This window comes from Frondihabitans cladoniiphilus (assembly GCF_039544345.1).
GTDB classification, from domain to species: Bacteria; Actinomycetota; Actinomycetes; order Actinomycetales; family Microbacteriaceae; genus Frondihabitans; species Frondihabitans cladoniiphilus.
The window spans coordinates 62188-82400 of the sequence record NZ_BAABLM010000001.1; the positions used below are offsets into that span (position 1 = coordinate 62188).

At 67.6% G+C, this 20213-nt stretch carries 24 protein-coding genes; 9 read left to right on the forward strand and 15 right to left on the reverse strand.

What is annotated here, in order from left to right; translation table 11 throughout:
* The first annotated feature begins 19 nt into the window (after positions 1 to 19).
* Genes ABEA39_RS00335 through ABEA39_RS00345 form a run of 3 tightly spaced genes read left to right on the forward strand, consistent with a single transcriptional unit; the run spans position 20 to position 2262 of the window.
* Entirely contained in the window at positions 20 to 820 is an 801-nt protein-coding gene (locus ABEA39_RS00335) for a coniferyl-alcohol dehydrogenase (RefSeq protein ID WP_345371909.1), read from the forward strand.
* A 38-nt stretch (positions 821 to 858) separates the two neighbouring features.
* Positions 859 to 1281, forward strand: a complete 423-nt coding sequence (locus tag ABEA39_RS00340) for an organic hydroperoxide resistance protein (protein ID WP_345371911.1) — start codon at positions 859 to 861, stop codon at positions 1279 to 1281.
* A 48-nt stretch (positions 1282 to 1329) separates the two neighbouring features.
* On the forward strand, positions 1330 to 2262 hold the full coding sequence (locus ABEA39_RS00345; protein ID WP_345371913.1) for an alpha/beta hydrolase: 933 nt from the start codon (positions 1330 to 1332) through the stop codon (positions 2260 to 2262).
* A 68-nt stretch (positions 2263 to 2330) separates the two neighbouring features.
* Here ABEA39_RS00345 and ABEA39_RS00350 read toward each other — a convergent pair whose 3' ends face one another.
* The 3 genes from ABEA39_RS00350 to ABEA39_RS00360 all read right to left on the reverse strand — a co-directional run bounded on the left by ABEA39_RS00350 (position 2331) and on the right by ABEA39_RS00360 (position 5527).
* Positions 2331 to 3230, reverse strand: a complete 900-nt coding sequence (locus ABEA39_RS00350) for an SDR family NAD(P)-dependent oxidoreductase (RefSeq protein WP_345371915.1) — start codon at positions 3228 to 3230, stop codon at positions 2331 to 2333.
* Positions 3231 to 3330: 100 nt separating this feature from the next.
* Positions 3331 to 3924: a TetR/AcrR family transcriptional regulator gene (locus tag ABEA39_RS00355; RefSeq protein WP_345371918.1), complete on the reverse strand. Its 594-nt coding sequence runs from the start codon at positions 3922 to 3924 to the stop codon at positions 3331 to 3333.
* A gap of 100 nt (positions 3925 to 4024) precedes the next feature.
* Positions 4025 to 5527, reverse strand: a complete 1503-nt coding sequence (locus ABEA39_RS00360) for an MFS transporter (RefSeq protein WP_345371920.1) — start codon at positions 5525 to 5527, stop codon at positions 4025 to 4027.
* Positions 5528 to 5653: 126 nt separating this feature from the next.
* Between ABEA39_RS00360 and ABEA39_RS00365 the strand changes: the two genes are divergently transcribed.
* The gene (locus ABEA39_RS00365; protein WP_345371922.1) at positions 5654 to 6295 is read left to right on the forward strand and encodes a TetR/AcrR family transcriptional regulator; all 642 of its coding nucleotides are present in this window, start codon (positions 5654 to 5656) and stop codon (positions 6293 to 6295) included.
* A 338-nt stretch (positions 6296 to 6633) separates the two neighbouring features.
* Here ABEA39_RS00365 and ABEA39_RS00370 read toward each other — a convergent pair whose 3' ends face one another.
* Together ABEA39_RS00370 and ABEA39_RS00375 are read right to left on the reverse strand one after the other, a co-directional pair.
* On the reverse strand, positions 6634 to 7326 hold the full coding sequence (locus ABEA39_RS00370; RefSeq protein WP_345371924.1) for a GNAT family N-acetyltransferase: 693 nt from the start codon (positions 7324 to 7326) through the stop codon (positions 6634 to 6636).
* Positions 7323 to 8033 (reverse strand): SDR family NAD(P)-dependent oxidoreductase, encoded by a 711-nt coding sequence (locus ABEA39_RS00375; RefSeq protein ID WP_345371926.1) that lies wholly within the window; start codon positions 8031 to 8033, stop codon positions 7323 to 7325. Before ABEA39_RS00375 ends, ABEA39_RS00370 begins: the two co-directional genes overlap by 4 nt.
* Before the next feature lie 82 nt (positions 8034 to 8115).
* On the opposite strand from ABEA39_RS00375, the gene ABEA39_RS00380 reads away from it, so the two are divergent.
* A complete protein-coding gene (locus tag ABEA39_RS00380) occupies positions 8116 to 8550 on the forward strand; it encodes a MarR family winged helix-turn-helix transcriptional regulator (protein ID WP_345371928.1) in 435 nt (144 codons plus the stop codon).
* 376 nt (positions 8551 to 8926) lie between these two features.
* On the opposite strand, the gene ABEA39_RS00385 is transcribed toward ABEA39_RS00380, so the two are convergent.
* Positions 8927 to 9406 (reverse strand): DUF2000 domain-containing protein, encoded by a 480-nt coding sequence (locus ABEA39_RS00385; protein WP_345371930.1) that lies wholly within the window; start codon positions 9404 to 9406, stop codon positions 8927 to 8929.
* A 122-nt stretch (positions 9407 to 9528) separates the two neighbouring features.
* Here ABEA39_RS00385 and ABEA39_RS00390 point away from each other — a divergent pair, with 122 nt between their 5' ends.
* Both ABEA39_RS00390 and ABEA39_RS00395 read left to right on the forward strand, forming a co-directional pair.
* Entirely contained in the window at positions 9529 to 9987 is a 459-nt protein-coding gene (locus tag ABEA39_RS00390) for an Lrp/AsnC family transcriptional regulator (protein ID WP_345371932.1), read from the forward strand.
* A 167-nt stretch (positions 9988 to 10154) separates the two neighbouring features.
* Entirely contained in the window at positions 10155 to 10430 is a 276-nt protein-coding gene (locus ABEA39_RS00395; protein WP_345371934.1) for a hypothetical protein, read from the forward strand.
* Between the two features lie 150 nt (positions 10431 to 10580).
* Here the strand turns inward: ABEA39_RS00395 and ABEA39_RS00400 are convergent, their stop codons facing one another.
* Positions 10581 to 11303 carry an MBL fold metallo-hydrolase gene (locus ABEA39_RS00400; protein ID WP_345371936.1) on the reverse strand — a complete coding sequence of 241 codons (723 nt, stop codon included), beginning with the start codon at positions 11301 to 11303 and terminating at the stop codon, positions 10581 to 10583.
* Positions 11304 to 11356: 53 nt separating this feature from the next.
* Between ABEA39_RS00400 and ABEA39_RS00405 the strand changes: the two genes are divergently transcribed.
* The gene (locus tag ABEA39_RS00405) at positions 11357 to 11905 is read left to right on the forward strand and encodes a TetR/AcrR family transcriptional regulator (protein ID WP_345371938.1); all 549 of its coding nucleotides are present in this window, start codon (positions 11357 to 11359) and stop codon (positions 11903 to 11905) included.
* A 108-nt stretch (positions 11906 to 12013) separates the two neighbouring features.
* Here the strand turns inward: ABEA39_RS00405 and ABEA39_RS00410 are convergent, their stop codons facing one another.
* From ABEA39_RS00410 to ABEA39_RS00420, 3 genes are all read right to left on the reverse strand, one after another.
* Positions 12014 to 12658 (reverse strand): HEAT repeat domain-containing protein, encoded by a 645-nt coding sequence (locus ABEA39_RS00410; RefSeq protein WP_345371940.1) that lies wholly within the window; start codon positions 12656 to 12658, stop codon positions 12014 to 12016.
* 127 nt (positions 12659 to 12785) lie between these two features.
* Complete coding sequence (locus ABEA39_RS00415; protein WP_345371942.1) at positions 12786 to 13940, reverse strand: fatty acid desaturase family protein; 1155 nt, start codon at positions 13938 to 13940, stop codon at positions 12786 to 12788.
* Between the two features lie 161 nt (positions 13941 to 14101).
* On the reverse strand, positions 14102 to 14842 hold the full coding sequence (locus ABEA39_RS00420; RefSeq protein WP_345371944.1) for an SDR family oxidoreductase: 741 nt from the start codon (positions 14840 to 14842) through the stop codon (positions 14102 to 14104).
* 124 nt (positions 14843 to 14966) lie between these two features.
* On the opposite strand from ABEA39_RS00420, the gene ABEA39_RS00425 reads away from it, so the two are divergent.
* Complete coding sequence (locus ABEA39_RS00425) at positions 14967 to 15500, forward strand: TetR/AcrR family transcriptional regulator (protein ID WP_345371946.1); 534 nt, start codon at positions 14967 to 14969, stop codon at positions 15498 to 15500.
* Between the two features lie 54 nt (positions 15501 to 15554).
* Here the strand turns inward: ABEA39_RS00425 and ABEA39_RS00430 are convergent, their stop codons facing one another.
* From ABEA39_RS00430 to ABEA39_RS00450, 5 genes are all read right to left on the reverse strand, one after another.
* Positions 15555 to 15776 (reverse strand): hypothetical protein, encoded by a 222-nt coding sequence (locus tag ABEA39_RS00430; protein ID WP_345371948.1) that lies wholly within the window; start codon positions 15774 to 15776, stop codon positions 15555 to 15557.
* A gap of 93 nt (positions 15777 to 15869) precedes the next feature.
* Positions 15870 to 16973: an ABC transporter ATP-binding protein gene (locus ABEA39_RS00435; RefSeq protein WP_345371950.1), complete on the reverse strand. Its 1104-nt coding sequence runs from the start codon at positions 16971 to 16973 to the stop codon at positions 15870 to 15872.
* A complete protein-coding gene (locus ABEA39_RS00440; RefSeq protein WP_345371952.1) occupies positions 16970 to 17947 on the reverse strand; it encodes an ABC transporter permease in 978 nt (325 codons plus the stop codon). Before ABEA39_RS00440 ends, ABEA39_RS00435 begins: the two co-directional genes overlap by 4 nt.
* Complete coding sequence (locus ABEA39_RS00445) at positions 17944 to 18912, reverse strand: ABC transporter permease (RefSeq protein ID WP_345371954.1); 969 nt, start codon at positions 18910 to 18912, stop codon at positions 17944 to 17946. The genes ABEA39_RS00440 and ABEA39_RS00445 overlap by 4 nt, the downstream gene beginning before the upstream one ends.
* 4 nt (positions 18913 to 18916) lie before the next feature.
* The gene (locus ABEA39_RS00450) at positions 18917 to 20068 is read right to left on the reverse strand and encodes an ABC transporter substrate-binding protein (RefSeq protein ID WP_345371956.1); all 1152 of its coding nucleotides are present in this window, start codon (positions 20066 to 20068) and stop codon (positions 18917 to 18919) included.
* Positions 20069 to 20213 lie beyond the last annotated feature (145 nt).

Consider the following 20213-nt stretch of genomic DNA (forward strand, 5'->3'; position numbering starts at 1 on the left):
TGAATCGAAGAGGATGGCAATGAACTTCACGGAATACGAGGGCAAGCGGGTCGTCGTCACGGGTGTCTCCTCGGGAATCGGCGAAGCGACTGCTCGCGCCCTGATCGACCTCGGTGCTGAGGTCCACGGCGTGAGTCGACGCAAGCCCGAGGGCCTCGACCTCGCCGGCTTCGACTCCGTCGATCTCGGTGACCCGGAGGCGATTCGCGCCGCCTACGGCAACCGCGACGAGCACGTCGACGCGCTCTTCAACTGCGCCGGCCTGGCGCCCATGTTCCCGCCCATGGACGTTCTGAAGGTCAACTTCCTCGGCACTCGACTGCTCACGGAGCTCGTGGCGACGAACATGACCGACGGGGGCGCCGTCGTGAGCACCTCGTCGGACGGCGGCGCTGCATGGCGCAAGCGCGTGCCCCTGCTCACGGAGTTCCTGAACGTCGAGTCGTTCGAGGACGGCGCAGCCTGGTACGAGCAGAACGAAGAGGTCGCCGGACACGCCTACGCCTTCGGCAAGGAAGCGCTCGACCTCTGGACCATGCAGCAGTCCGCCGCTTTGATCCAGCGCGGTATCCGCATCAACGCGACGACGCCAGGATCGGTCCGCACCCCGATGCTCGACGTCATCGAGAAGACCTACCCGAAAGAGCTGTCCGCGGCGACGGAGCAGCCGATCGGTCGAGCTTCGACCGCCGAAGAGCAGGTCCCGCCCCTGCTGTTCCTCAATAGTTCCGAGGCGTCTTACATCAACGGGGCAGACCTCGTCGTCGACGGCGGCTACGGAGCGCTGCTCTCCTCCGCCGGCCACCTCTTCAACGCCTGAACATCATCACGCGCACACTCGATTAAGAAAGGCACCCCATGGACGTCATCTATACCGCCGAAGCGCTCTCGACCGGAGCCGGCCGAAACGGTCATGTCTCATCGGTCTCGGGTCACGTCGACCTCGACATGGCCATCCCCAAAGAGATGGGCGGCTCGGGCGCCGGCGCGAACCCAGAAGAACTCTTCGCCGCCGGCTACGCCGCCTGCTTCCACTCCGCACTGCAGAGCGTCGCGCGGGTGCAGAAGATCAAGGTCGCGGACACGTCCGTCGGGAGCCGCGTCCATGTCATCCCGAATGGCGAGGGCGGCTTCGTCCTAGGAGTCGACCTCGAAGTCGTCATCCCCGAGCTGGACCACGCCCAGGCCCAGGCCCTTACCGACGCGGCCCATCAGGTCTGTCCCTACTCGAACGCCACCCGGGGCAACATCGAGGTCACCATCACGGTCTCCGACGACTGACCCACCCCACCCCTCGAACCTCACCAAGAAGAAAACAAGGAGAAGAAGATGACCGACGAATCAGCCGGCTACGTTCCGAAATCCGTCAGCGCCCAGGCGCAGCAGTGGCTCCAGATCCCCAAGCAGACGCCGACGTATCCGCCCACCGACGACACGGCCGCGTGGCTCTCGATGATCGAGCAGACCGACACCGCCGTCGTTCAGCAGTTCCTAAGCGTCGAGCTCCCCGTGACGACCGATGACGTCACCGTCGACGGCGTGCCCGTCTTCGTCGTCCGCGGTCCGGGCGTCGCCGAAAACGATCGCCGCATCTACATCGACTTTCACGGCGGTGGCCTGATCACCGGCGGGGGTGCAGTTGCCCGGACGATGACCGGCATGGCCGCCCTGTCGGGTGGTCTGACGACGTGGGGCGTCGACTACCGAATGCCTCCGCTGCACCCCTACCCGGCCGGCCTCGACGACGCCATGACGGTCTATCGCCACGCCCTCGAAGACCACGATCCTGCCGACGTCTTCGTCGGTGGCGGGTCTGCCGGTGGCAACATCGCCGCGGCCCTTATGCTCCGCGCGCACGACGAGGGGCTGCCGATGCCGGCGGCGCTCGTGCTCAATACCCCCGAAATCGACCTGACGGAATCGGGCGACTCGTTCCACACCAATGCCCAGTTCGACAACATCCTCGGTTCCCTGAAAGAGGTCAACGTCTTGTATGCGGCAGGACACGCACTCGACGAGCCCTATCTGTCGCCGCTCTTCGGCGACGTGAGCCACTTCCCTCCGACGTTCCTCAAGACCGGGACGCGCGACCTGTTCCTGTCGAACACGGTCCGCATGCACCGGAAGCTCCGGAATGCAGGAGTCGAAGCCGTCCTGCATGTCGGCGAGGCGATGCCGCACGGTGGCTTCGCGGGTGCACCAGAGGATCACGAACTGGATGCCGAGCTGCAGCTCTTCCTGGAGCGGCACAGCCGCCGCTGAGGCGCGGGTGACAGAGAGGAGGAGGTCAGCGACGTAGCTGCTGACCTCCTCCTCTTCGTGCCTCTCCGCTACTGGAAGAGGCCCGACGGAACGGCGCTGTCGAGCTCGTCAAGCGTCCAGAGCGCCCGCAGGTCGTCGTTCTTCATGATGGACGCCCCGTCGACGGGTTCCTTCCAGCGGGTCACCTGCGACCCGGTGACACCGAAAACTTCGCCCGTGACGTCGGAGGCGGCGTCGGAGCAGAGCCAGGCGAGCATGGGCGCAATCAGCTCGGCCGGCGGGAGGGAGAACCCACCCATCTCGTCCTCCGGAACACCCTGTGCGCGGAGGGCTTCCTCCATGTCGTCCTTGTAGAGGTCGAAGGTGCGGGTGCCGGCGGAGGGGGCGTAGGAGTTGAACGTCACGCCCGAGCCGCGGTGGGTGTTCGCGAGATCGTGCGACAGGCCGATGCTGCCATTCATGACGACGGCCCCGAGGGGGCTGGCCTGCGTGCCGCGGGCGATCTCGGAGGTGGCGAACAGCATGCGACCCCAGCCACGCTCGAGCATGGCAGGAAGGGCCGCCCGCGTCAGCCAGAACTTCTGGCCGAGGTACAGATTCAGCATCAGCTCCCACGATGCGTCGTCGGCCTGGACGCCGGCTAGGGCTCCCTTGACCAGCGCACCCGCGTTGGCGACGACGATGTCGCAGGCTCCGAAGCTCTGCACAGCCGTGTCGACCGCTTTCTCACAACCCGCGGCGTCGGCGACGGAGTCGTAGTTGGCGACGGCCGTGCCACCGGCCGCGATGATGTCGGCCACGGTGGTGTCGGCTGCTTCCGAGCTCACGCCTTCGCCGAACGCGCTGGTGCCGAGGTCGTTGACGACGACATTGGCTCCTTCGGCCGCGAGCCGGAGTGCGACCTCCCGGCCGATTCCGTTTCCGCTGCCTGTGACGAGTGCGGTGCGACCCGCGAGACGACTTGTCATGTACCTGTCCTTTGATCAGGAGACCGACGAGTGTCGATCCCGTTCCAAAGAACGAGCCTTTCATAAAACGAGACAAATAGTCTCGATAAATGCTGTCAGTTCAGGGTGCCTGGTCGCCGGCGATTCCGCTGAAGATTAATTCCACGAGCTCGTCGACGAAGACATCATCGAGTTCTTGCCGGGTCAGGATCCGGTAGAGCAGAGCTCCGACGACCGTCTCCGCAACGGTGGACACCCCGGTGTCTTTGCGGAGCTGGCCGGCATCGACACCTGCGCGGAGCCGCGTGACGAGGGTCTCCTGTGTGATTGTGACCTGGTCCTGAAAATGCGCCGCAACAGCGTTGTCCTCGGCGGCCGCGGCCGTGATCGCTCGCGTCAGCGATGCCGCCGACGGCGTCCTGCTCTCCTTCGCGAATGATCGGATCCAGGCGGCGATGTCGCGACGAACATCACCCGTATCGGGCGTCATGATGACGGGACGCACGATGTAGCCGGCCAGGATGCAGTCCGCCACGAGTTCGCTCTTGGACGGATACCAGCGGTAGATCGTCTGCTTTCCGACGCCGGCTGCTGTCGCGATCCGGTCGATGGAGAGCCGGTCGTACCCTTCAGCAGTGAGCTCGTCTCGGGTGGCCTCGAGGATCGCCGCCCGAGACGCCTCACTCCGCTTCCGCCCCGGACGGTCTCCTGCCATGGGTCAAATCCTCACGGTCGAGAAGGTCTTGCGCAAATCGCACCACAAAGAAGGACCGATCCCTCAGGGGAACGGTCCTTCTTCGTGTCAATAGTGCTGCTTACTTGACGACGACGATGGAGTCGGTGTCTTCGACGCCGAGCTTCTTCGCGGCAGCCATGCGGTTCTTGAGCGACGGGGCGGCGAGGGCGATCACGATCGCAAGGGCTGCGACGCCGGCGCAGGCCCAGAAGCCGATCATGAAGGTGTCATCGGAAGGCAGCGCGATCTTCCCGGTGGGCAGGGTGAACAGCTTCGTGTGCGACGAGATCAGGGCGGCGATGACAGCCGTTCCGACGCTCGAGCCGATGGTGCGGGCGATGGTGTTGGCGCTGATGGCTTCACCGGTTTGCGTCATCGGGACACTTTCGATGATGGCGTTCGAGGCGGCGGCGAGACCGAATCCGATTCCGGCGCCGGTCAGGATGCCCGAGACGAGGATCTGCCAGGTGTGAGCGTGAGACAGCGCCGGCAGGACGAACGCAGCCGTGAGGAGGATCGCGCCGATGACGAGAGCAGGCTTGGGGCCGTACTTGCGCACGATACTGCCGGACACCGGGGAGACGACGACCATCATCAGCACGGTCGGCAGCAGGAACAGCCCCGAGACGGTGGCAGTCTTGCCGAAGCCGTAGCCGGTGAAGGCCGGCAGCTGGAGCAGGGTCGGCACGAGCACGAAGGTGCCGTACATGGCGAAACCGAAGACGAGGGCGACGACGTGGGCCGTCCAGACGCCGCGGATCTTGAACAGGCGGACGTCGATCAGCGGGCTCTTGACGCGCAGTTCGACGAAGACGAACACGACCATCGCGACGGCCCCGAGGGCGAGCAGGCCGATGGTCTTGAAGTCGCTCCAGCCCCAGGTCTCGCCCTCGCTGATGGCGAGCAGCAGCGAGACGAGTGAGATGGTGAGGATGCCGGTGCCGGCGAGGTCGAGCTTGCCGGGGGTCCGGATCGGCGACTCTTTCATGCCGAAGATGATGCCGGCCAGGGCGATGACCACGAGCACAAGGGGGAACCAGAAGAGCCAGTGGTAGTTGAGGTGTTGCACGATGGGCCCAGCGGCAACGATCCCGACGCCCGCCCCGATACCGAAGATGCCGGAGAGGATTCCGATGGTGACGCTGACGCGCTCCTTGGGCAGTTCGTCGCGGACGATGCCGATCGAGAGCGGGAGGACCGCACCTGCGGCGCCCTGGAAGATGCGGGCGATAATCAGCACGCCGAGATTCGGGGCGAGCCCGGCGACGACCGTTCCGACGAGCAGGAGGCTCATGACGACGATGAGGATCCTGCGCTTGCCCATCATGTCGCCCAGCTTGCCGAAAATCGGCGTCAACACGGAGGCCGACAGGAGGTAGGCCGTGATGAGCCAGCTGACGCTCGACGTGGTCGCGTTGAGGTCTTTGCCGATGGTCGACAGGGCCGGCGCGACGAGCGACTGCAGCACGGCGTAGGCGAGACCGCCGAGTGCGAGGTAGACGACGAGGAGCGTCGTGTTCGGCTTGTGCCCGCTGGTCGCGGGGACGGAGCCGGTGGCGGGCTCCTGAAGTGTGTGCGACATGTGTCGTCTCCGGTCAATGTAAACGATTGCTGACTTGCAAACTCTAGAGGGTTTTTACTCAAAGTCAATGCCCGTTTACCTCTGTCAGAATCGACCTGTAGCGTGACGCACAACGAAAGGAGATCGATGTCACCCGACTCGCCATTCCCGGTCGTCACTGACGACGACTCGGAGACCACAGTCCGGTCTCGAGACGCTGGGGCCACCCGGCGACATCTCCTGACCGCCGGCCGCCGTCGATTCGCTCAAGACGGCTACTCCTCGACCAAGGTTCGAGACATTGCTTCGGACGCCGGCGTCAACGTCGCGCTCATCAATCGGTATTTTGGCTCGAAGGAGGGGCTGTTCGAAGCCTGTCTGGCTACCGCTCGCGACGAGCTGGGTCGAACCGACGACGCCACGTCCTCGTTGGGCGACCTGGTCGAGAAAACCACGAGGCAGATCTCCGGGCCGCCGAGCGGCGAACGCACGCTGATGATGCTTCTGCTTCTGAGGTCGTCCGGCGACGAGGGCGCAGACCGGATTCGGCGGAACACGCTTCGATCGTTCGCCGAGCAGATGTCCGCCGCGGCCGGCTGGGCACCGGGCAGCGCCCAAAGCGACGACCTCATGCTCCGCGCTCAGATCGCCCTCTCGACGATGCTCGGGATCGCCCTCTTGCGGGCGTCCTCTACTGGGCTCGAACCGCTGACGTCCGCCGGGGCCGGTGACCTCGAAGGTCCACTGCGCGACGTGATAACGGCTCTGCTGGCGCCGCCGGCTGGCTGAAGAGCCTGACAGGTCACGTCGGGGACACAAAGCACAAGCATTCCGCTCGCCTACACGGACACAACCAACTGTGCGTGATCGTCGCGTGTCCACCTCGGATAGCGTGAACGCCGGCCAAGGTCGCTCGAGACCAAGGCTGTTGCTCTGGGGTACAGCCCAGCGCGACAGTCCGGCTGTAACGGGGCTTCTGTCGTTTTAAGGCCCCATGGATTGCTTTGCAACACATCTGCCCCAGGGCCTAGAGAAAGAGCGACAAAAGGGTGGACTACGAGAACCGTCAGTCCTGTTCGTTTGACCGGCCGAGGGGACGGACATGTCCGTGAAGGAATTGGGTCTTGTCAGGAGGTTCGGGGTGGAGCGAGGCGGCGGACCGGGGCGGTGCGGCGCTGGGTGAATCCGATGTGCTCGTAGAGGCCAAGGGCTGGGTTGGACTCGACGACGTGCAGGAAGGCCCTCTCGTGTCGGGTCTCGATTGTGGCAGCGACGTGTCTGATGAGCGCTGAGGCCAGACCTTGTCCTCGGTGTCGGGGCGAGGTTGCGACGGCGCTGATCTCGGTCCAGCCGTCGACGTGGAATCGCTCGCCGGCCATGGCTGCGAGCACGCCGTCGAGGAAGATGCCGTGGAAGTCGCCGAGCAGTGGGGTCCGAGGGCCGAATGGTCCGGGCTTGGCCTCGTCGGCCAGACGCAGCATGGGCGGCAAGTCGTCACCGGTCAGGAGCGTGGCGCGGGCGTCAATGACGCCAATGGGGTTCTCGGTGATCATCTGCACCACGTCGAGTGTGGAGTCGATCGTCCAGCCGGCGGGGATCTCGACGTCTTGGTGGAAGAGCCCGGGCGGCTGGTCGTCGAGAAGTTCTGCTGCCGCGTTCCACGACTCGGGGGTCATCGCGTCGGGGAGAGCGAAGAACGGGGACATGTCCGCCGGGTAGCGGAGCGCCGACGAAGATCCGACGGCGAAGCGCCGATGCCGACCGGTCAGGGAGTACCAGACCGGGTTGTCGAGCTGGCGAGCCTGGCCTGCCGGGATCACCAGGCGAGCCTGACGTCGTCTTCGAAGACGAGCCCGGTTGGCCCGTCGTCGGGAATGGTCGCCAGGCGCACGATGCCTCGTGCTGCCTCCTCGGGAGTGCGGGTGCCGCGGAAGCCGTTGAAGTCGGTGGCGACGTGGCCGGGGGCGGCGCCGTTGATTCGAAGTTTTGTGTCGGCGAATTCCCGCGCGTAGTGCACGGTGATGGCGTTGAGTGCCGTCTTCGAGCTGGAGTAGGCCATCGACGGCTGCCCCACCCAGGCTCCCTCTTCGCCGATGGACCCGCGCTTGCTCGTCACGTTCACGATCCGGGGAGACTCAGCTCGCATCAGGAGGGGCAAGAAGGCCCGAGTCATGCGGACGACGCCAAACACGTTGACCTCGTAGACGTTCCGGATGTCGTCCGCCGTCTCTTCGGTGGGCACCGGGAGGTGGTCCATGGGGTGGAACGTCAGAGTGTTGGCGCCGGCGTTGTTCACGAGCACGCTCAGATGACCGACCTCGTCTTCAAGGAGTCGAGCGACGGCGTCGACCTCTGACTCGTTGGTGACGTCGAGCCGCAGCGGGCGGATGTCACCCAAGACGGTGGCCGCGGCAGCACGACCTTGATCCAGGTCGCGGGCGCCCAGGTAGACGGTCAAGCCCTCCGCCGCCAGAGCCTTCACGACCGCGTATCCGATTCCTTTGTTGCCGCCGGTGACCAATGCCACACGTGACTGATTTGGTGTTGTCATGGCAACAGCATGAGCCAGGGCTGTTGCCATGTCAACAGCCTGCCCGTAATCTGAGCTAATGACGAGCGAACTGACCGATGTCGAGAAGCACCTGTGGCATCTCTGGAAGCAGGCGTCCGAGACGGTCCGCAGCCGGATCGCCGGCGACCTGCTGGCTGAGACAGGACTCTCGGACGGGGACTTCGGTGTGCTTAGTCGGCTGGTCGATCTCGGCGGTGGCTGTCTACGACAGAACGAGCTCGCCAGTTCGATGCACTGGCATCGGAGCCGCTTGTCGAAGCACTTGACCCGTATGGAGGAGCGGGGACTGGTTGTCAGGGGACCCTCCGGCGACGGAGTCGAGGTCTCGATCCTGCCGGCCGGAACCGAGGCCATCGAAAGATCCAGGGCGGTTCATGCCGAAGCGGTGCGGCGCCACCTCATTCGCCTCGTTCCTGATGGGCTTGCCCCAGAGCTTGCCGCGATCCTGGACGCTGTTCTGCACCCCGAATAGATGACCACTTCTTAATTGCTTCATGAGAGATCGATGTCATCGCGCGTTCGTGGTCGGCGCAGGGTCAGGGCGGGTAGATAGAAGACCACACTCGCGTCTCATATCCCTACGGATATGGGATGTCCCTTGGGTGCCGAGTTTCGCCAACACCGACGACCGGATTTCCGCCACGCCGAACTCCCAAAACCCTGCGCCTCAAGCGTCTGCTCGAATTTGCGTGTTCGCCGTCGGTTTTGGGACACCGGAAGGCCTTGCTTGACTCGGTCGATCGGCTTTGCGCGGGTCTCGACGAGGCAGCAAGGTACTGACCGGCAGGAGGCGCATGCTGAACCTTCGGGGGGCTCTCAGAAGTCTCGTGTAGCTGGCGTCCGGCTCGTCAGGGCAGCAGCGGCAGCCGCCCGACGATCTTGTCGATGCGGTTCTTCGGGCCGACGAGGCTGACGGCGAGGTACTCGATCGTGTCGGGGGCGCTGTCGTGCATCCCCGTCAGCCACTCGTCGTAGACGCGCGTCTCTTGGGCGAGCCGGGGCATGTCGGCGACGAACGTGCCCTCGTGGGCTTCGCCCTTCGCCCGGATCGCCCGGAGGGTGGCCGCATCGGCCGCCAGCACCGAGCAACCGGCCCAGGGCAGCCCGGGATGCACGAACCCCTCGGCATCGACGGCGTCGGGCCCGAGCAGACCCGACACCCCGGCCACTGTGGCGCCCGCCACGCAGATCGCCGCGTTCGCCGCTCGGCCGGCCGGAAGCGCCTCGTCGACGACCACGACCCACTTGAGGCGGGCCGATCGGGTCGAAGCCGCCGTGTCGATCTCCTCGGGGTCGAAACCCACGGCTGCCGGCTGCGTGTCGCTCATCGTTCTCCTCGGTGGTTCGTGTCGCTGTGATGTGTGCAGGGATCGTCACGACACTAGGAGATGTGGTTCCTCTGCTGCTCGTTCGCCGCATTAGTGACCAGAAAAGCGAAAGAATGGCGGACATGGACGAACTCGACAGCGCGATCCTGCGCGAATTGCAGTCGGATGCACGGATGACGAATCGAGACCTCGCGGCGGCCGTGGGCGTCTCGCCCACGACCGCGCTGGAGCGCACTCGAGGTCTGCGTGCTCGGGGGGTGATCCGGGGCACGAGTCTCGACGTCGACCTGCCGTCGATCGGTCGCGGGGTGCAGGCGCTCGTGGCGGTGCGCATCCGGCCGCCCTCGCGCGAGGTGATCGAGGCGTTCCGCGACTGGGTGAGCGGGCTGCCGCAGACGCTCGGGGTGTTCGTCACCACGGGCAACGAGGACTTCATCGTCCACGTGGGCGTGCGCGACAACGAGGATCTCTACGCGTTCGTGATCGATCAGTTGACGCAGCGGCGGGAGGTGGCCGACGTGCGCACCTCGGTCGTCTACGAGCACATCCGCACGCGGGCCGTGGTGCCTCTGCGGCGCTGACCTCCGCCCGGGCACCCAGCGACGCGACGCGGTTCGGCCATCGTGCCAGCGCCGCGGCCCTGGCTGCATGGCCGAACCGCGTCGCCCCACCGCCGGCGACGCGCGGCTACCGCCGGGCGCGAGGAGATCCGGGCCGCAGCGGCGGAGGATCGCCCTATGCTCGTGCCATGTCCTCAGACGGCCCGACGCCCACCCCGCTTCTCGACGGTGGCGACTTCCTGCTCTTCCTGCTCCTCGCCCTGTGGACGACGGTCGGAGTCGTCCTGCTGATCGGCGACGGGCCCAGCGGTCTCTTCTTCAACATCATGGGCGGCCTCCTGCTGGCCGGCGTGATCGTCTTCATCGTGACCACGGTTAGAGGCATCGTGCTCGCTCTTCGCATCCGGAACGCCGCACCCGAATCCATGGGCGGAGTCGACGGGACTACACAGCACCTCTCCTGACCGGACGCGGCGTTCGCCGAAGCGGGCGCATCGTCGACGCCTCAGCTCGGCCCGGGCACCTCGCAAGGCGACGGGGTTCGGCCATGGCGCCAGCGCCGCGGCCCTGGCTGCATGGCCGAACCGCGTCGCCTCACCGGCGGCGACGCGCGGCTACCGCCGGGCGCGAGCGGCGGCCTCGACCGCGGCCACCGCAGCCTCCACGCCGCCGCCCCAGGGCGCGCCGTGGCCGGGCAGGACCCATTTCGCGCCGGTGGCGACCAGGGCCCGGAGGGACTCGACGGCCTCGGCCGGCTCGTCGGTGAAGGGTGCCGGCGCCGGGCCCGTCGCGCCGGTGAGGACGTCGCGCGTCGTGAGGCCGTCGCCCACGAACACGGCGTCGACAGCCGAGACGAACACGGCGATGCTGCCCTCGGAGTGGCCGGGAAGGGGGATGATCTGCGGCGAACCCGGCAGGTCGAGCGTCTCGCCGCCGTGGACCGGGACGACCTCGGTGAGCCAGGTGGTGCGCAGCCCGCCCTTGCGCACGGTGTACGCGAGGAACCCGAGCATCGGGCCGAGCTTCATCGTCTGCTTGGCGTTGGCCGGCTTCTTTCCGCCCTTGGCTCGAGCGGCGTCGGCCTCGTGGACGAAGATCGGCACGCCGGTCTCGCGGCGGAGCCGTTCGGCGAACCCGACGTGGTCGCCGTCGCCGTGGGTGAGGATCAGCCCTCGGACGTCGGCCAGGCTGAGGCCGAGGGCCTTCAGTTCGGCGAGCAGGTCGGACCAGTGACCGGCCAGGCCTGCGTCGACGATGGTCACACCCTCGGGGGTGACGACGAGGTAGGCCGCGACGATGTCGTTGCCGATGCGGTGGAGAGACGAGGTGATTTCCATGATGGCTATGGTACTTAGCCATCATGGCTACGGTCAATAGCTATACTCGATTCATGCCCACACCGGATCGGACCTCCCTCGACGCCATCGTCTCCGCCGCTCGCGACCTCCTCGAGACGGAGGGGCTGGCCGGGTTGACGATGCAGGCGGTGGCGCAGGCCGTCGGGGTGCGGGCGCCGTCCCTCTACAAGCGCGTGCAGGGGCGCGACGAACTGATCCGACGGGTGGCGGAGGCGACGCTCAGCGACCTCGGCGAGCGGCTGGGCGGGGCATCCCACGCTCGTGCGCTCGCGGATGCGTTTCGGGCTTTCGGCCATGAGCGGCCGGCGGCCTTCCAGTTGGTCATGACTCCGGGGCCGGGCGTGCCGACGCCCGGGCTCGAGTTCGGGGTCGCGGCGAGCCGCCCGATCCTGCAGCTCGCCGAGGAACTTGCCGGCAAGGCCACTGCGCTGGAGGCGGCCCGGACCCTCACCGCGTGGGCGGCCGGCTTCGTCAGCATGGAGCTGAACGGCGGCTTCAACCTCGGCGGCGACGTCGACGCGGCATGGGACTTCGGAGTCACGCGGATCGTGGACGCGATCCGGGCGGTGTCGGCCGGCTAGAGGACGGCGCGGGGAGAGGGCGCCGCGCGGAGAAGACGGCGCGGGAGAGGTCAGCGCCCGGATAAGACGGCGCTGGGAGAGGTCAGCGCACGGACAAGACGGCGCGAGTCAGCCCCGGGCGCTACGGGTGCGCCCGAGCGCGACCTCGCGACGGGCATAGGCGACGGCGAGACTCGACCCGACGTCGGGGTCGCGCAGCAGCTGGAGGGTGGCCTCGGCGTGGTCGCGCACCGTGTCGACCCTGCTCGCAGCGGCCCGCGCGAGCAGCGGCTCGACCAGATCGGCGCCGAGGGCCACGAGGGCCCGGCTCAGACTCGCTTGCGTCTCACGGCTGCCGTGCCCGAGTTGCTTCGCCAGGCGAGTGGCCAGAGCGGGCCGTTCGTCGCCGGGCGCCAGGATCACGGCCGCTCGCCAGGCCGCGCGGGCCACGCCGTCGTCGGTGTCGGAGAGGGATTCCGACACGGCCGGCCAAGCAGCGGGATCGCCGATCTTCGAGAGGGTGTGCAGCGCCTGGCTGCGGGCCTGCGCCTCGGGGCGAGCCAACTCGGCGACGACCGCCGGCACGGCCAGAGAGCGGGGGATGCGAGTCAGCGCCCAGGTCAGCGTGTCGCGCACCGAGAAGTCGGGCTCGATCGCGCACCGGGCGATCAGGGCGTCGAGGTCGCTCGCCTCCGCCCTCACGCCGGCCGCCATCACGGCCTGCAGACGTGCGGAAGAGTGCGGGCTGCGCAGAGCGTCTTCGAGTGCGGTCATTCGGCGTGCCCTTTCGTCGCGGCCGGTGCTGGATCGATCCCGTCGATTATCGCTCCGGCCACCGACACCCACGCAGGATGTCCCGCTCACGCAGGCTGCCCGCGCCGGTCCTCAGTGCACACGCCCCTCAGCGCGGCCGGTACTCCGCGGCCATGGGGCAGTCGAACGAGGTCCGCGCAGCGAGCCCCACCGTGTTCAGGTACCGGACGACGATGCCGAACGCGTTCGGAAGGGTCGTCACGGTGTACGGCACGAGGTTCTCGCCGCAGTGCTCCTGCACCAGCTTCGACGCGGCCCGCAGGTTCGGTCGGGCCATGTTCGGGAACAGGTGGTGCTCGACCTGGTAGTTGAGGCCGCCCATCGCGAACGTCATCCCATGGCCCCGGATGTTCCGCGAGGTCAGGACCTGCTTCGACAGGAAGTCGACGCGCGACTTCTCGGGGATGATCGGCATGCCGATGTGGTTCGGCGCGAATGCGGCCCCGAGGTAGAAGCCGAAGACGGCGAGCTGCACGCCGACGAAGGCGAACGCCATGCCGAGGGGCAGGAACGAGAAGACGACGCCCAGGTAGACGGCGAAGCGGACGGTGACGAGACCGATCTCCCAGGCGCGCTTGTCGACCTTCTTGCGGCCGAACATCGTCTTGTACGACGTGACGTGGAGGTTCAGGCCCTCGAGAAGCAGGATCGGGAAGAAGCCGTAGCCCTGCCGTTCGCGGAGCCAGCGGGTGATCGGGCCGCGCGTCGCGGCGTTCTCCTCGATGAAGGCGATGGGGCCGGGCGCGATGTCGCTGTCGCGGCCGATGGTGTTCGGGTTGCCGTGGTGCTTGGTGTGCTTGGAGGTCCACCAGTCGTACGACATGCCGACGAAACCCGAGGCGAGGATCCGGCCGTAGCGGTCGCTCATCTTGCCGGACTCGAACACCTGACGATGCGCCGTCTCGTGCGCGAGGAAGCCGTACTGCGTGAAGATGAGGCCGATGCCTGCCGCGATGAGCAGCTGGAACCAGGACGGCCCGAGGAGGTACGACCCGGTCACGGCGGCAGCGAGGAGCGAGGTGATGACCACGAACATCGTGATGTAGAACCCGGTCCGGCGCTTGAGCAGGCCGGCATCGCGCACCTTGGCCAGCAGGGCCGTGTAGGTGCTGATGGGCTTCGACGTCTCGCCGGAGGTGGTCCCGCGGAAACCGGCGGGAAGCTCCTTGTGGTTGCGGACCGGAGCTGTTGCGAACGTGATGGGCGCCGACGTCGTCGGGGGGCGTGATTCCAAGCTGGTCATGAGGCTGCACAATCTGCGGGGGAGCGGTGACGCTCCGGTCGACGAGGCGACCAGGGACTGGGGCAACCTGGCCTCACTCTACCCACGTGACCTTGCCGTTACGGTCGCGCCGCAGGTCTCCCAGGGCGCGCACCGTCGACGTTCAGGATCCGCGCCTGGTATCAGCCCTGCACGGTCGGCCGCACCACCACCTCGTTGATGTCGACGCCGTCCGGCTGCTCGATGGCGAACCCGATCGCGGTCGCGATGGCCGACGGCGGCATGGCGATCGCGTCCCGCTGTGCCGTCATCGACTCGAGGATCGCACCGGTGGTGCCCTTGCCGACACCCTCGGTGTGCGTGAAGCCGGGGGAGACGAGCGTGACGCGCAGATCGGGTCCGGACTCTTGGCGCAGGGCCTCGCTCAGCACCGTGACTGCGGTCTTCGTCGCGGCGTACACCCCCTGGGGGCTCATGATCCGATAGGCGGCCGTCGACCCCACGGTCACGAACTGCCCGGACTCCTGCCGACGGAAGACCGGCAGGGCCGCGGCGATGCCGTTGAGGAAGCCGGTGATGTGGGTCGCGACCATCGAGTCCCAGCCGTCCTGGTCGAGTGCGTCGAACGGGGAGACGGCCATGGTGCCGGCGTTCGAGACCAGCACGTCGAGTCGGCCGTACGTCGTCACGGCCGTGTCGACCAGACGCGCCAGGTCGTCGCGCCGGGTGACGTCGACGACGACTCCGACGGCCTCGCCGCCTTCGGCCTCGATGGCGGCGACCACCTCGTCGAGGCGGTCCTGGCGACGCGCCCCGAGCACGAGTCTCGCGCCGCGAGAGGCGAGGTGGTACGCGGTCGCTGCTCCGATGCCGCTGCTGGCGCCGGTGATGGCGATGACGGTTCCGTCGATCTTCTCGTGCACGGGGGTCTCCTTCTCGGTGCGCCGCCGCGATCACGCCGCGTCGACGATAGGATATGGACAGCTGTCCGCATCCGACATCCACCGTAACGGACACCTGTCCGCTTGTCTACCGAGAGGTTTCCCGATGCGCACCGACGCCCTCCAGAACCGCGAGCGGCTCATCGACGTCGCACGGCAGGCGCTCGAGATCGAGCCGCCACCGACCATGGCCGCCGTGGCCCGTGCGGCCGGCGTGGGCCAAGGAACCCTCTATCGCCACTTCCCCACGTGGGACGACCTCGTCCTGGCCGTCCACCGCACCGACGTCGGCGAGCTGGTCGACATGGTTCCCGAACTGCTGGAGACCCACAGCCCGCGGGATGCCCTGCGCATCTGGCTGGGCCGACTCGCCGAATACGGCCGCATCAAGAAGGGCCTCGGCTCGGCCATCCACTCGGCCATGCACGAGCAGTTGGCCGGCGAGGGCTACGCCCCGGTCGTCGGTGCGATCGACGCCCTGCTGGACGCGGGCAAGGCCGACGGCCTCTACCGTGCCGACGTCACCGGCGAGGAGCTGTTGTTGCTCGTCGGTTTCCTGTGGCGCCTCGACCTGACCGAGGGGCGCGACGAGCGGTCGGCGCGGATGCTCGATGTCGTGCTCGCGGGTCTGGTGCGGTGAGCGTCGTCGCAGTCACACCTCCCCGCGCGCACCCGCGTCGCGAGTGAACGACCCCTACGAGTCCAGCGGGTCGGAGGTGGGCTTCGCGCCTCGGATCAGGTCCTCGTAGCTCAGCTCCAGCGGGGTCACGTTCCGGGCGCGCGATCGGAGGTGCACGACGGGACGCAGGGTCTCGGGGCCGTCCTCACCGCCGAAGCCCGACGGTTCGCCAGTCGTGACGGCCGCCGAGGCGTCCGTCGGGGAGTCGTCGGAGGCCTCGAACTCGGAGGCGCGCATCGCAGGTTCCTTTCAGAGGGGAGAATTCTCACTCCCTTCTGAGACGGTTCGAGCGGCGATTTCGTCACGCGGAGATTTGCGTGACCGGTCGTGTCAGGGGGCGGGCGCGACCGATACCGGGCGACCGCGCAAGGTCAGACGCACGGAATCGCCGGGGCGGTGGACGACCGAGACGTCGTGCTGGACCACGACGATCGTGTCGTCGTCGAGCCGGACGCTCGTGCGGCGCAGCGATCCGAGGAAGCTCGTGGAGACGACCGAGCCGTGCACGCCGCCGGACGAGAGGGCGGACGCCGCTCCCGAGGAGGCCGCCTCGAGCTCGACGTCTTCCGGCCGCACGTAGGCGAGCACCGGGCCGTCCGGAGCCGTCGGATCGAGGGCGGAGAGGTGGATGCCGCGGACGATCACCGTCCCGGCCTCCTTGACCCCGAGCATCCGGTTGCTCACCCCGACGAAGTCGGCCACGAACGGTGTGGCGGGGGTGAGGTAGAGCTCCTCGGGGCTCCCGATCTGCTCGATCTCGCCGGCCCGCATGACGGCGACGCGGTCGGCGACGGCCAGCGCCTCCTCCTGGTCGTGTGTGACGAACAGTGTGGTGATTCCGAGCTCGGTCTGGATCCGGCGGATCTCCTCGCGCAGCGAGACTCGCACTTTGGCGTCCAGCGCGGAGAGGGGCTCGTCGAGGAGGAGCACGCGCGGACGGGTGACGAGCGCCCGGGCCAGGGCGACGCGCTGCTGCTGTCCGCCCGAGAGCTGGTGCGCGTACCGGTCGGCGAGGTGGTCGAGGCTGACCATCTCGAGGGCCTCCAGGGCGCGCGCGCGGCGCTCGGGCCCGGCGACGCGGCGCATCTCGAGCCCGAATTCGACGTTCTGCCGCACCGTCAGATGCGGGAACAGCGAGTACTGCTGGAAGACCATTCCGATGTCGCGCTTGTTGACTGGCGTCGACGCGACGTCCTTGCCGTCGATGCGGATCGAGCCGCCGTCGATCTGCTCCAGGCCGGCCAACGACCGGAGCGCGGTGGTCTTGCCGCAGCCCGAGGGGCCGAGCAGGGCGATGAACTCGCCCGGGCGGATCGTCAGCGACAGCTCGTTGAGCGCGCGGGATCCCGCGTACTCCTTGACCACGCGGTCGAGCTCGACGACGGCTCCCTCACCGAGTCGGGCGAGCGTGGGGGCGGGGCTGGTGACGGTCATGCGGTCTCTCCGGGGGTGAGGGGAGTGAGGGGAGTGGGGGATGCGCTGCCGGCGGCGGAGCGGGCGGCCCGGCGTTCGCGGCGCGCGGTCGCGGCTCCGGGGCTGCGGTTGCCGAGGCGGCCGATGACGACCAGCAGGATGAACGCGAAGATCAGGGCGGCCAGCGCGAAGATCGTCGACACGTACGGGTCGGTCTGGCTGATCAGCAGCAGCGCCGTCTGGAACGTGTTCTGGCTGAGGAAGGACGCGATCGTGTATTCGCCGAGCACGACGGCGACGGTGAGGAAGATCGCCGACACGATGCCGCGGCGCATGTTCGGCAGGATGATCCGCCAGATCACGGTGAGCCAGTTGCCCCCGAGCGACCGGGCGGCCTCGCTCAGCGTGACGAGGTCGAACGCGGAGATGTTCGTGGCGATCGGCCGGTAGGCGTAGGGCAGGACGATAATCCCGACCGCGAAGGCGAGGGTCCAGGGGCTGCTGCCGAAGATCGCCGCGACCGTCTGGTACACCGGCACGAAGCCGACGACGAGCACGATCGAGGGGATCGTGATGGGGAGGATGCAGACGAACTCGAGGAGGCGGCGCATCCTCGGATATCGCAGTTCGACCAGGAGCATGGTCGGCAGGAGGATCAGCAGCACGATCGCCACGGTGAGGACGGTGATCGTCAGGGAGTTGGCGATGCCCTGGAAGAGGGGGCTGTAGTCGACTCCGGTAGCGGCGTCCGGATGCGCGATGGAGACGTAGTGCGAGAAGTCCAGCGTCGACTTGCCGGTGACCCGGAGAGTGAACTCGAACATGGCGGCGAGGGGGACAATGAACACGCCGACGACGATGATGAGGATGATGCGGCGGGCAGTGGGGGAGGGCTCGGCGCCGAAGCGGGGCTGCCGTCCACTCTTCGGCGCGCGCGGTGCCGTGGCGGAGTCGGTCGGCTCGACCGAGACGGAAGTCAGGGGCACGGCGCTCATCGCTGCCACCGTGCCGCGCGACGCTGGAGCAGCGAGTACGCGCCCATCACGACGACCATGATGACGAGCATCCCCAGGGCCAGGACGCCTGCGGTGTTGGAGACGCCGACGACCGTCTCGCTGGTGAGCTGCTGCTTGATCGTCAGGGGCACGATGCCGCCCTGGCTGAGCAGGGCCGCCGCGGTCGCGAACGACGAGAAGGCGTTGGCGAACAGGAGCAGGACGCTGCCCCAGAACGCCGGCGCGAGGACCGGCATGGCGATCTTCAGCCAGTAGGAGCGGCGGGTGGCGCCGAGGGTGGCGGCGGCCTCGCCCCAGGTGGCCTTCAGGCCCTCCATGGCGGGCATGAACGTGAGCACCATGAGTGGAACCTCGAAGTAGGTGTAGGGGATGACCAGCCCGCCGACGCTGTAGAGCAGACCGCCGTGGGCGTTGAGGTCGAAGCCGAAGTGGTCTTTGAGAAACAGCGTGACGAGGCCCTGGAACCCGATCGTGGCGATGAAGGCGAAGGCGAGCATGATGCCGCCGAACTGCGCCAGCACGCTCGAGGCGGCGTCGATGGTGGTGCGGAGGAAGCCGTCGGAGCGCGTGCCGAGGAGGGCGAAGCAGACGACGGCGCCGATGATCGCGCCGAGGAGGGCGCTGATCGCGGAGACCAGGAACGACCCGCGGAACGCCGAGAGGATCGTCGGGTCGGTGAACGCCCTGAGGTTCGCGAACGTGAAGGCGCCCGTGCCGCTGAAGAAGCCGCTGGCCACGGCGATGACGGCGGGGATCGCGAGGAAGAGCACGACGTAGGCCGCGAAGGGCGTGAAGCCGAGGAAGGCGAGGCTCAGGCGCCGGGGCCGCTTCGAGCTGGTCGAAGCGGGCCCGGGACCCGCCGAGGGGTGTGACGACACAGTGGTTCCGGTCGACCCCGAGGCGGGATCGCTGGAGGCCGTGTCCGGAACCGTCTGCGTCGTCATGGTGCTAGTTGACCGCCTTGGCCCAGCCGGCCGTGAGGAGGGTGGCGGCCTTCGTGGCCTGGTCGCTCGTCAGCTGGACGAAGTCGGACGGGGCGCCGCCGACCTTGGCCAGCGTGGCCTTGTCGACGGTGCCGGCCTTCTCCATGGCGGCGAGGGTCGACGGGTAGGCGCCGGAGGCGAGGAAGAGGTTCTGCACGGCGGGCGTGTAGAGGTACTCCTCCCAGAGGCGGGCGGCCGCGGGGTGCGGGGCGTCCTTGTTGATGGCCTGGTTGTAGTAGGAGCCGAGGGCCGTTCCGGGGAGGACGACGGTCTTCCAGTTCGGGTTTCCGGCGCCGCCGGCGGCGGGTCCCCAGGCGAGGTTGTTGTAGCTCCACTGGAGGACGACGGGCGTCTCGCCGGAGTTGACGGTGGCCTGCGTCGGCAGCGTCGAGATGAAGTTGCCGTTCGCCTTCAACTTCTGGAAGAAGTCGATGCCGGGCTGGATGTCGTCGGCGGAGCCGCCGTTGCCGAGGGCCGCGAGGTAGACGGCGGAAGCGGCCTCGTTGGCCTGCGTCGGGTCGCCCTTGATCGCCACCTCGTTCTTGTAGCTCGAGCCGAGCAGGTCGTTGATCGACTTCGGCGCCGTCTTGATCTTCGACGAGTCGTAGCCGATCGACATGAGGCCGGTGTAGTCGTAGTACCAGGTGCCGTCGGCGCTCTTGAAGTCGGTGGGGATGTCGGACCAGTTCGCGACCTTGTAGTTCGCGAGCAGATCGGTGTTGGCGTTCAGCACGGCGGTGCCGAGGTCGAAGACGTCGGGAGCGGTCGACTGACCCTTGAGCGACTTGGCGGCGGCGACCTCGTCGGCACTCGAGCCGTTGGGGTTGGCCGAGGTGATCTTGATCTTGGGGTATTTCTTCTCGAAGCCGGCGATGATCTTGCCGTAGTTGGCCCACGACGGGGGCAGGGTGATGACGTTCAGTGCGCCCTCGGCGTTCGCCGCGGCGACGAGGCCGTCCATGCCGCCGAAAGCGGCTGCGCTCGTTGCGGTGGCGGCGTCGACCTTGCTGGTGCTCGACGTCGACGAACCGGCGGTCGAGCTGGTCGAGCAGCCGGCCAGAACGGCGACGACGGCGGCGCTGAATGCGACGCCGGCGACGATGCGTGATCTCTTCACGTATTTCCTCCAGGAACGACAGCGGGAGTCCGTGGTGCCGGACAGGGGGATCCGCAGGTCGATCGGGGCAATGGTTGCCGTCCCCCGTTACGGGGACACGCCTCATCGGTGAATGGTTCGAGAACGTTCGGAGGACGTCGCGCGG

What these genes read in the sequence shown, in the direction of transcription:
- ABEA39_RS00440 (WP_345371952.1), bottom strand. Translation starts at nt 17,947, where the DNA reads ATGAGCGCCGTGCCCCTGACTTCCGTCTCGGTCGAGCCGACCGACTCC.
- ABEA39_RS00395 (WP_345371934.1), top strand. Translation starts at nt 10,155, where the DNA reads ATGTCCTCAGACGGCCCGACGCCCACCCCGCTTCTCGACGGTGGCGAC.
- ABEA39_RS00385 (WP_345371930.1), bottom strand. Translation starts at nt 9,406, where the DNA reads ATGAGCGACACGCAGCCGGCAGCCGTGGGTTTCGACCCCGAGGAGATC.
- ABEA39_RS00410 (WP_345371940.1), bottom strand. Translation starts at nt 12,658, where the DNA reads ATGACCGCACTCGAAGACGCTCTGCGCAGCCCGCACTCTTCCGCACGT.
- ABEA39_RS00405 (WP_345371938.1), top strand. Translation starts at nt 11,357, where the DNA reads ATGCCCACACCGGATCGGACCTCCCTCGACGCCATCGTCTCCGCCGCT.
- ABEA39_RS00425 (WP_345371946.1), top strand. Translation starts at nt 14,967, where the DNA reads ATGCGCACCGACGCCCTCCAGAACCGCGAGCGGCTCATCGACGTCGCA.
- ABEA39_RS00335 (WP_345371909.1), top strand. Translation starts at nt 20, where the DNA reads ATGAACTTCACGGAATACGAGGGCAAGCGGGTCGTCGTCACGGGTGTC.
- ABEA39_RS00430 (WP_345371948.1), bottom strand. Translation starts at nt 15,776, where the DNA reads ATGCGCGCCTCCGAGTTCGAGGCCTCCGACGACTCCCCGACGGACGCC.
- ABEA39_RS00445 (WP_345371954.1), bottom strand. Translation starts at nt 18,912, where the DNA reads ATGACGACGCAGACGGTTCCGGACACGGCCTCCAGCGATCCCGCCTCG.
- ABEA39_RS00415 (WP_345371942.1), bottom strand. Translation starts at nt 13,940, where the DNA reads ATGACCAGCTTGGAATCACGCCCCCCGACGACGTCGGCGCCCATCACG.
- ABEA39_RS00435 (WP_345371950.1), bottom strand. Translation starts at nt 16,973, where the DNA reads ATGACCGTCACCAGCCCCGCCCCCACGCTCGCCCGACTCGGTGAGGGA.
- ABEA39_RS00340 (WP_345371911.1), top strand. Translation starts at nt 859, where the DNA reads ATGGACGTCATCTATACCGCCGAAGCGCTCTCGACCGGAGCCGGCCGA.
- ABEA39_RS00355 (WP_345371918.1), bottom strand. Translation starts at nt 3,924, where the DNA reads ATGGCAGGAGACCGTCCGGGGCGGAAGCGGAGTGAGGCGTCTCGGGCG.
- ABEA39_RS00390 (WP_345371932.1), top strand. Translation starts at nt 9,529, where the DNA reads ATGGACGAACTCGACAGCGCGATCCTGCGCGAATTGCAGTCGGATGCA.
- ABEA39_RS00365 (WP_345371922.1), top strand. Translation starts at nt 5,654, where the DNA reads ATGTCACCCGACTCGCCATTCCCGGTCGTCACTGACGACGACTCGGAG.
- ABEA39_RS00400 (WP_345371936.1), bottom strand. Translation starts at nt 11,303, where the DNA reads ATGGAAATCACCTCGTCTCTCCACCGCATCGGCAACGACATCGTCGCG.
- ABEA39_RS00380 (WP_345371928.1), top strand. Translation starts at nt 8,116, where the DNA reads ATGACGAGCGAACTGACCGATGTCGAGAAGCACCTGTGGCATCTCTGG.
- ABEA39_RS00345 (WP_345371913.1), top strand. Translation starts at nt 1,330, where the DNA reads ATGACCGACGAATCAGCCGGCTACGTTCCGAAATCCGTCAGCGCCCAG.
- ABEA39_RS00350 (WP_345371915.1), bottom strand. Translation starts at nt 3,230, where the DNA reads ATGACAAGTCGTCTCGCGGGTCGCACCGCACTCGTCACAGGCAGCGGA.
- ABEA39_RS00360 (WP_345371920.1), bottom strand. Translation starts at nt 5,527, where the DNA reads ATGTCGCACACACTTCAGGAGCCCGCCACCGGCTCCGTCCCCGCGACC.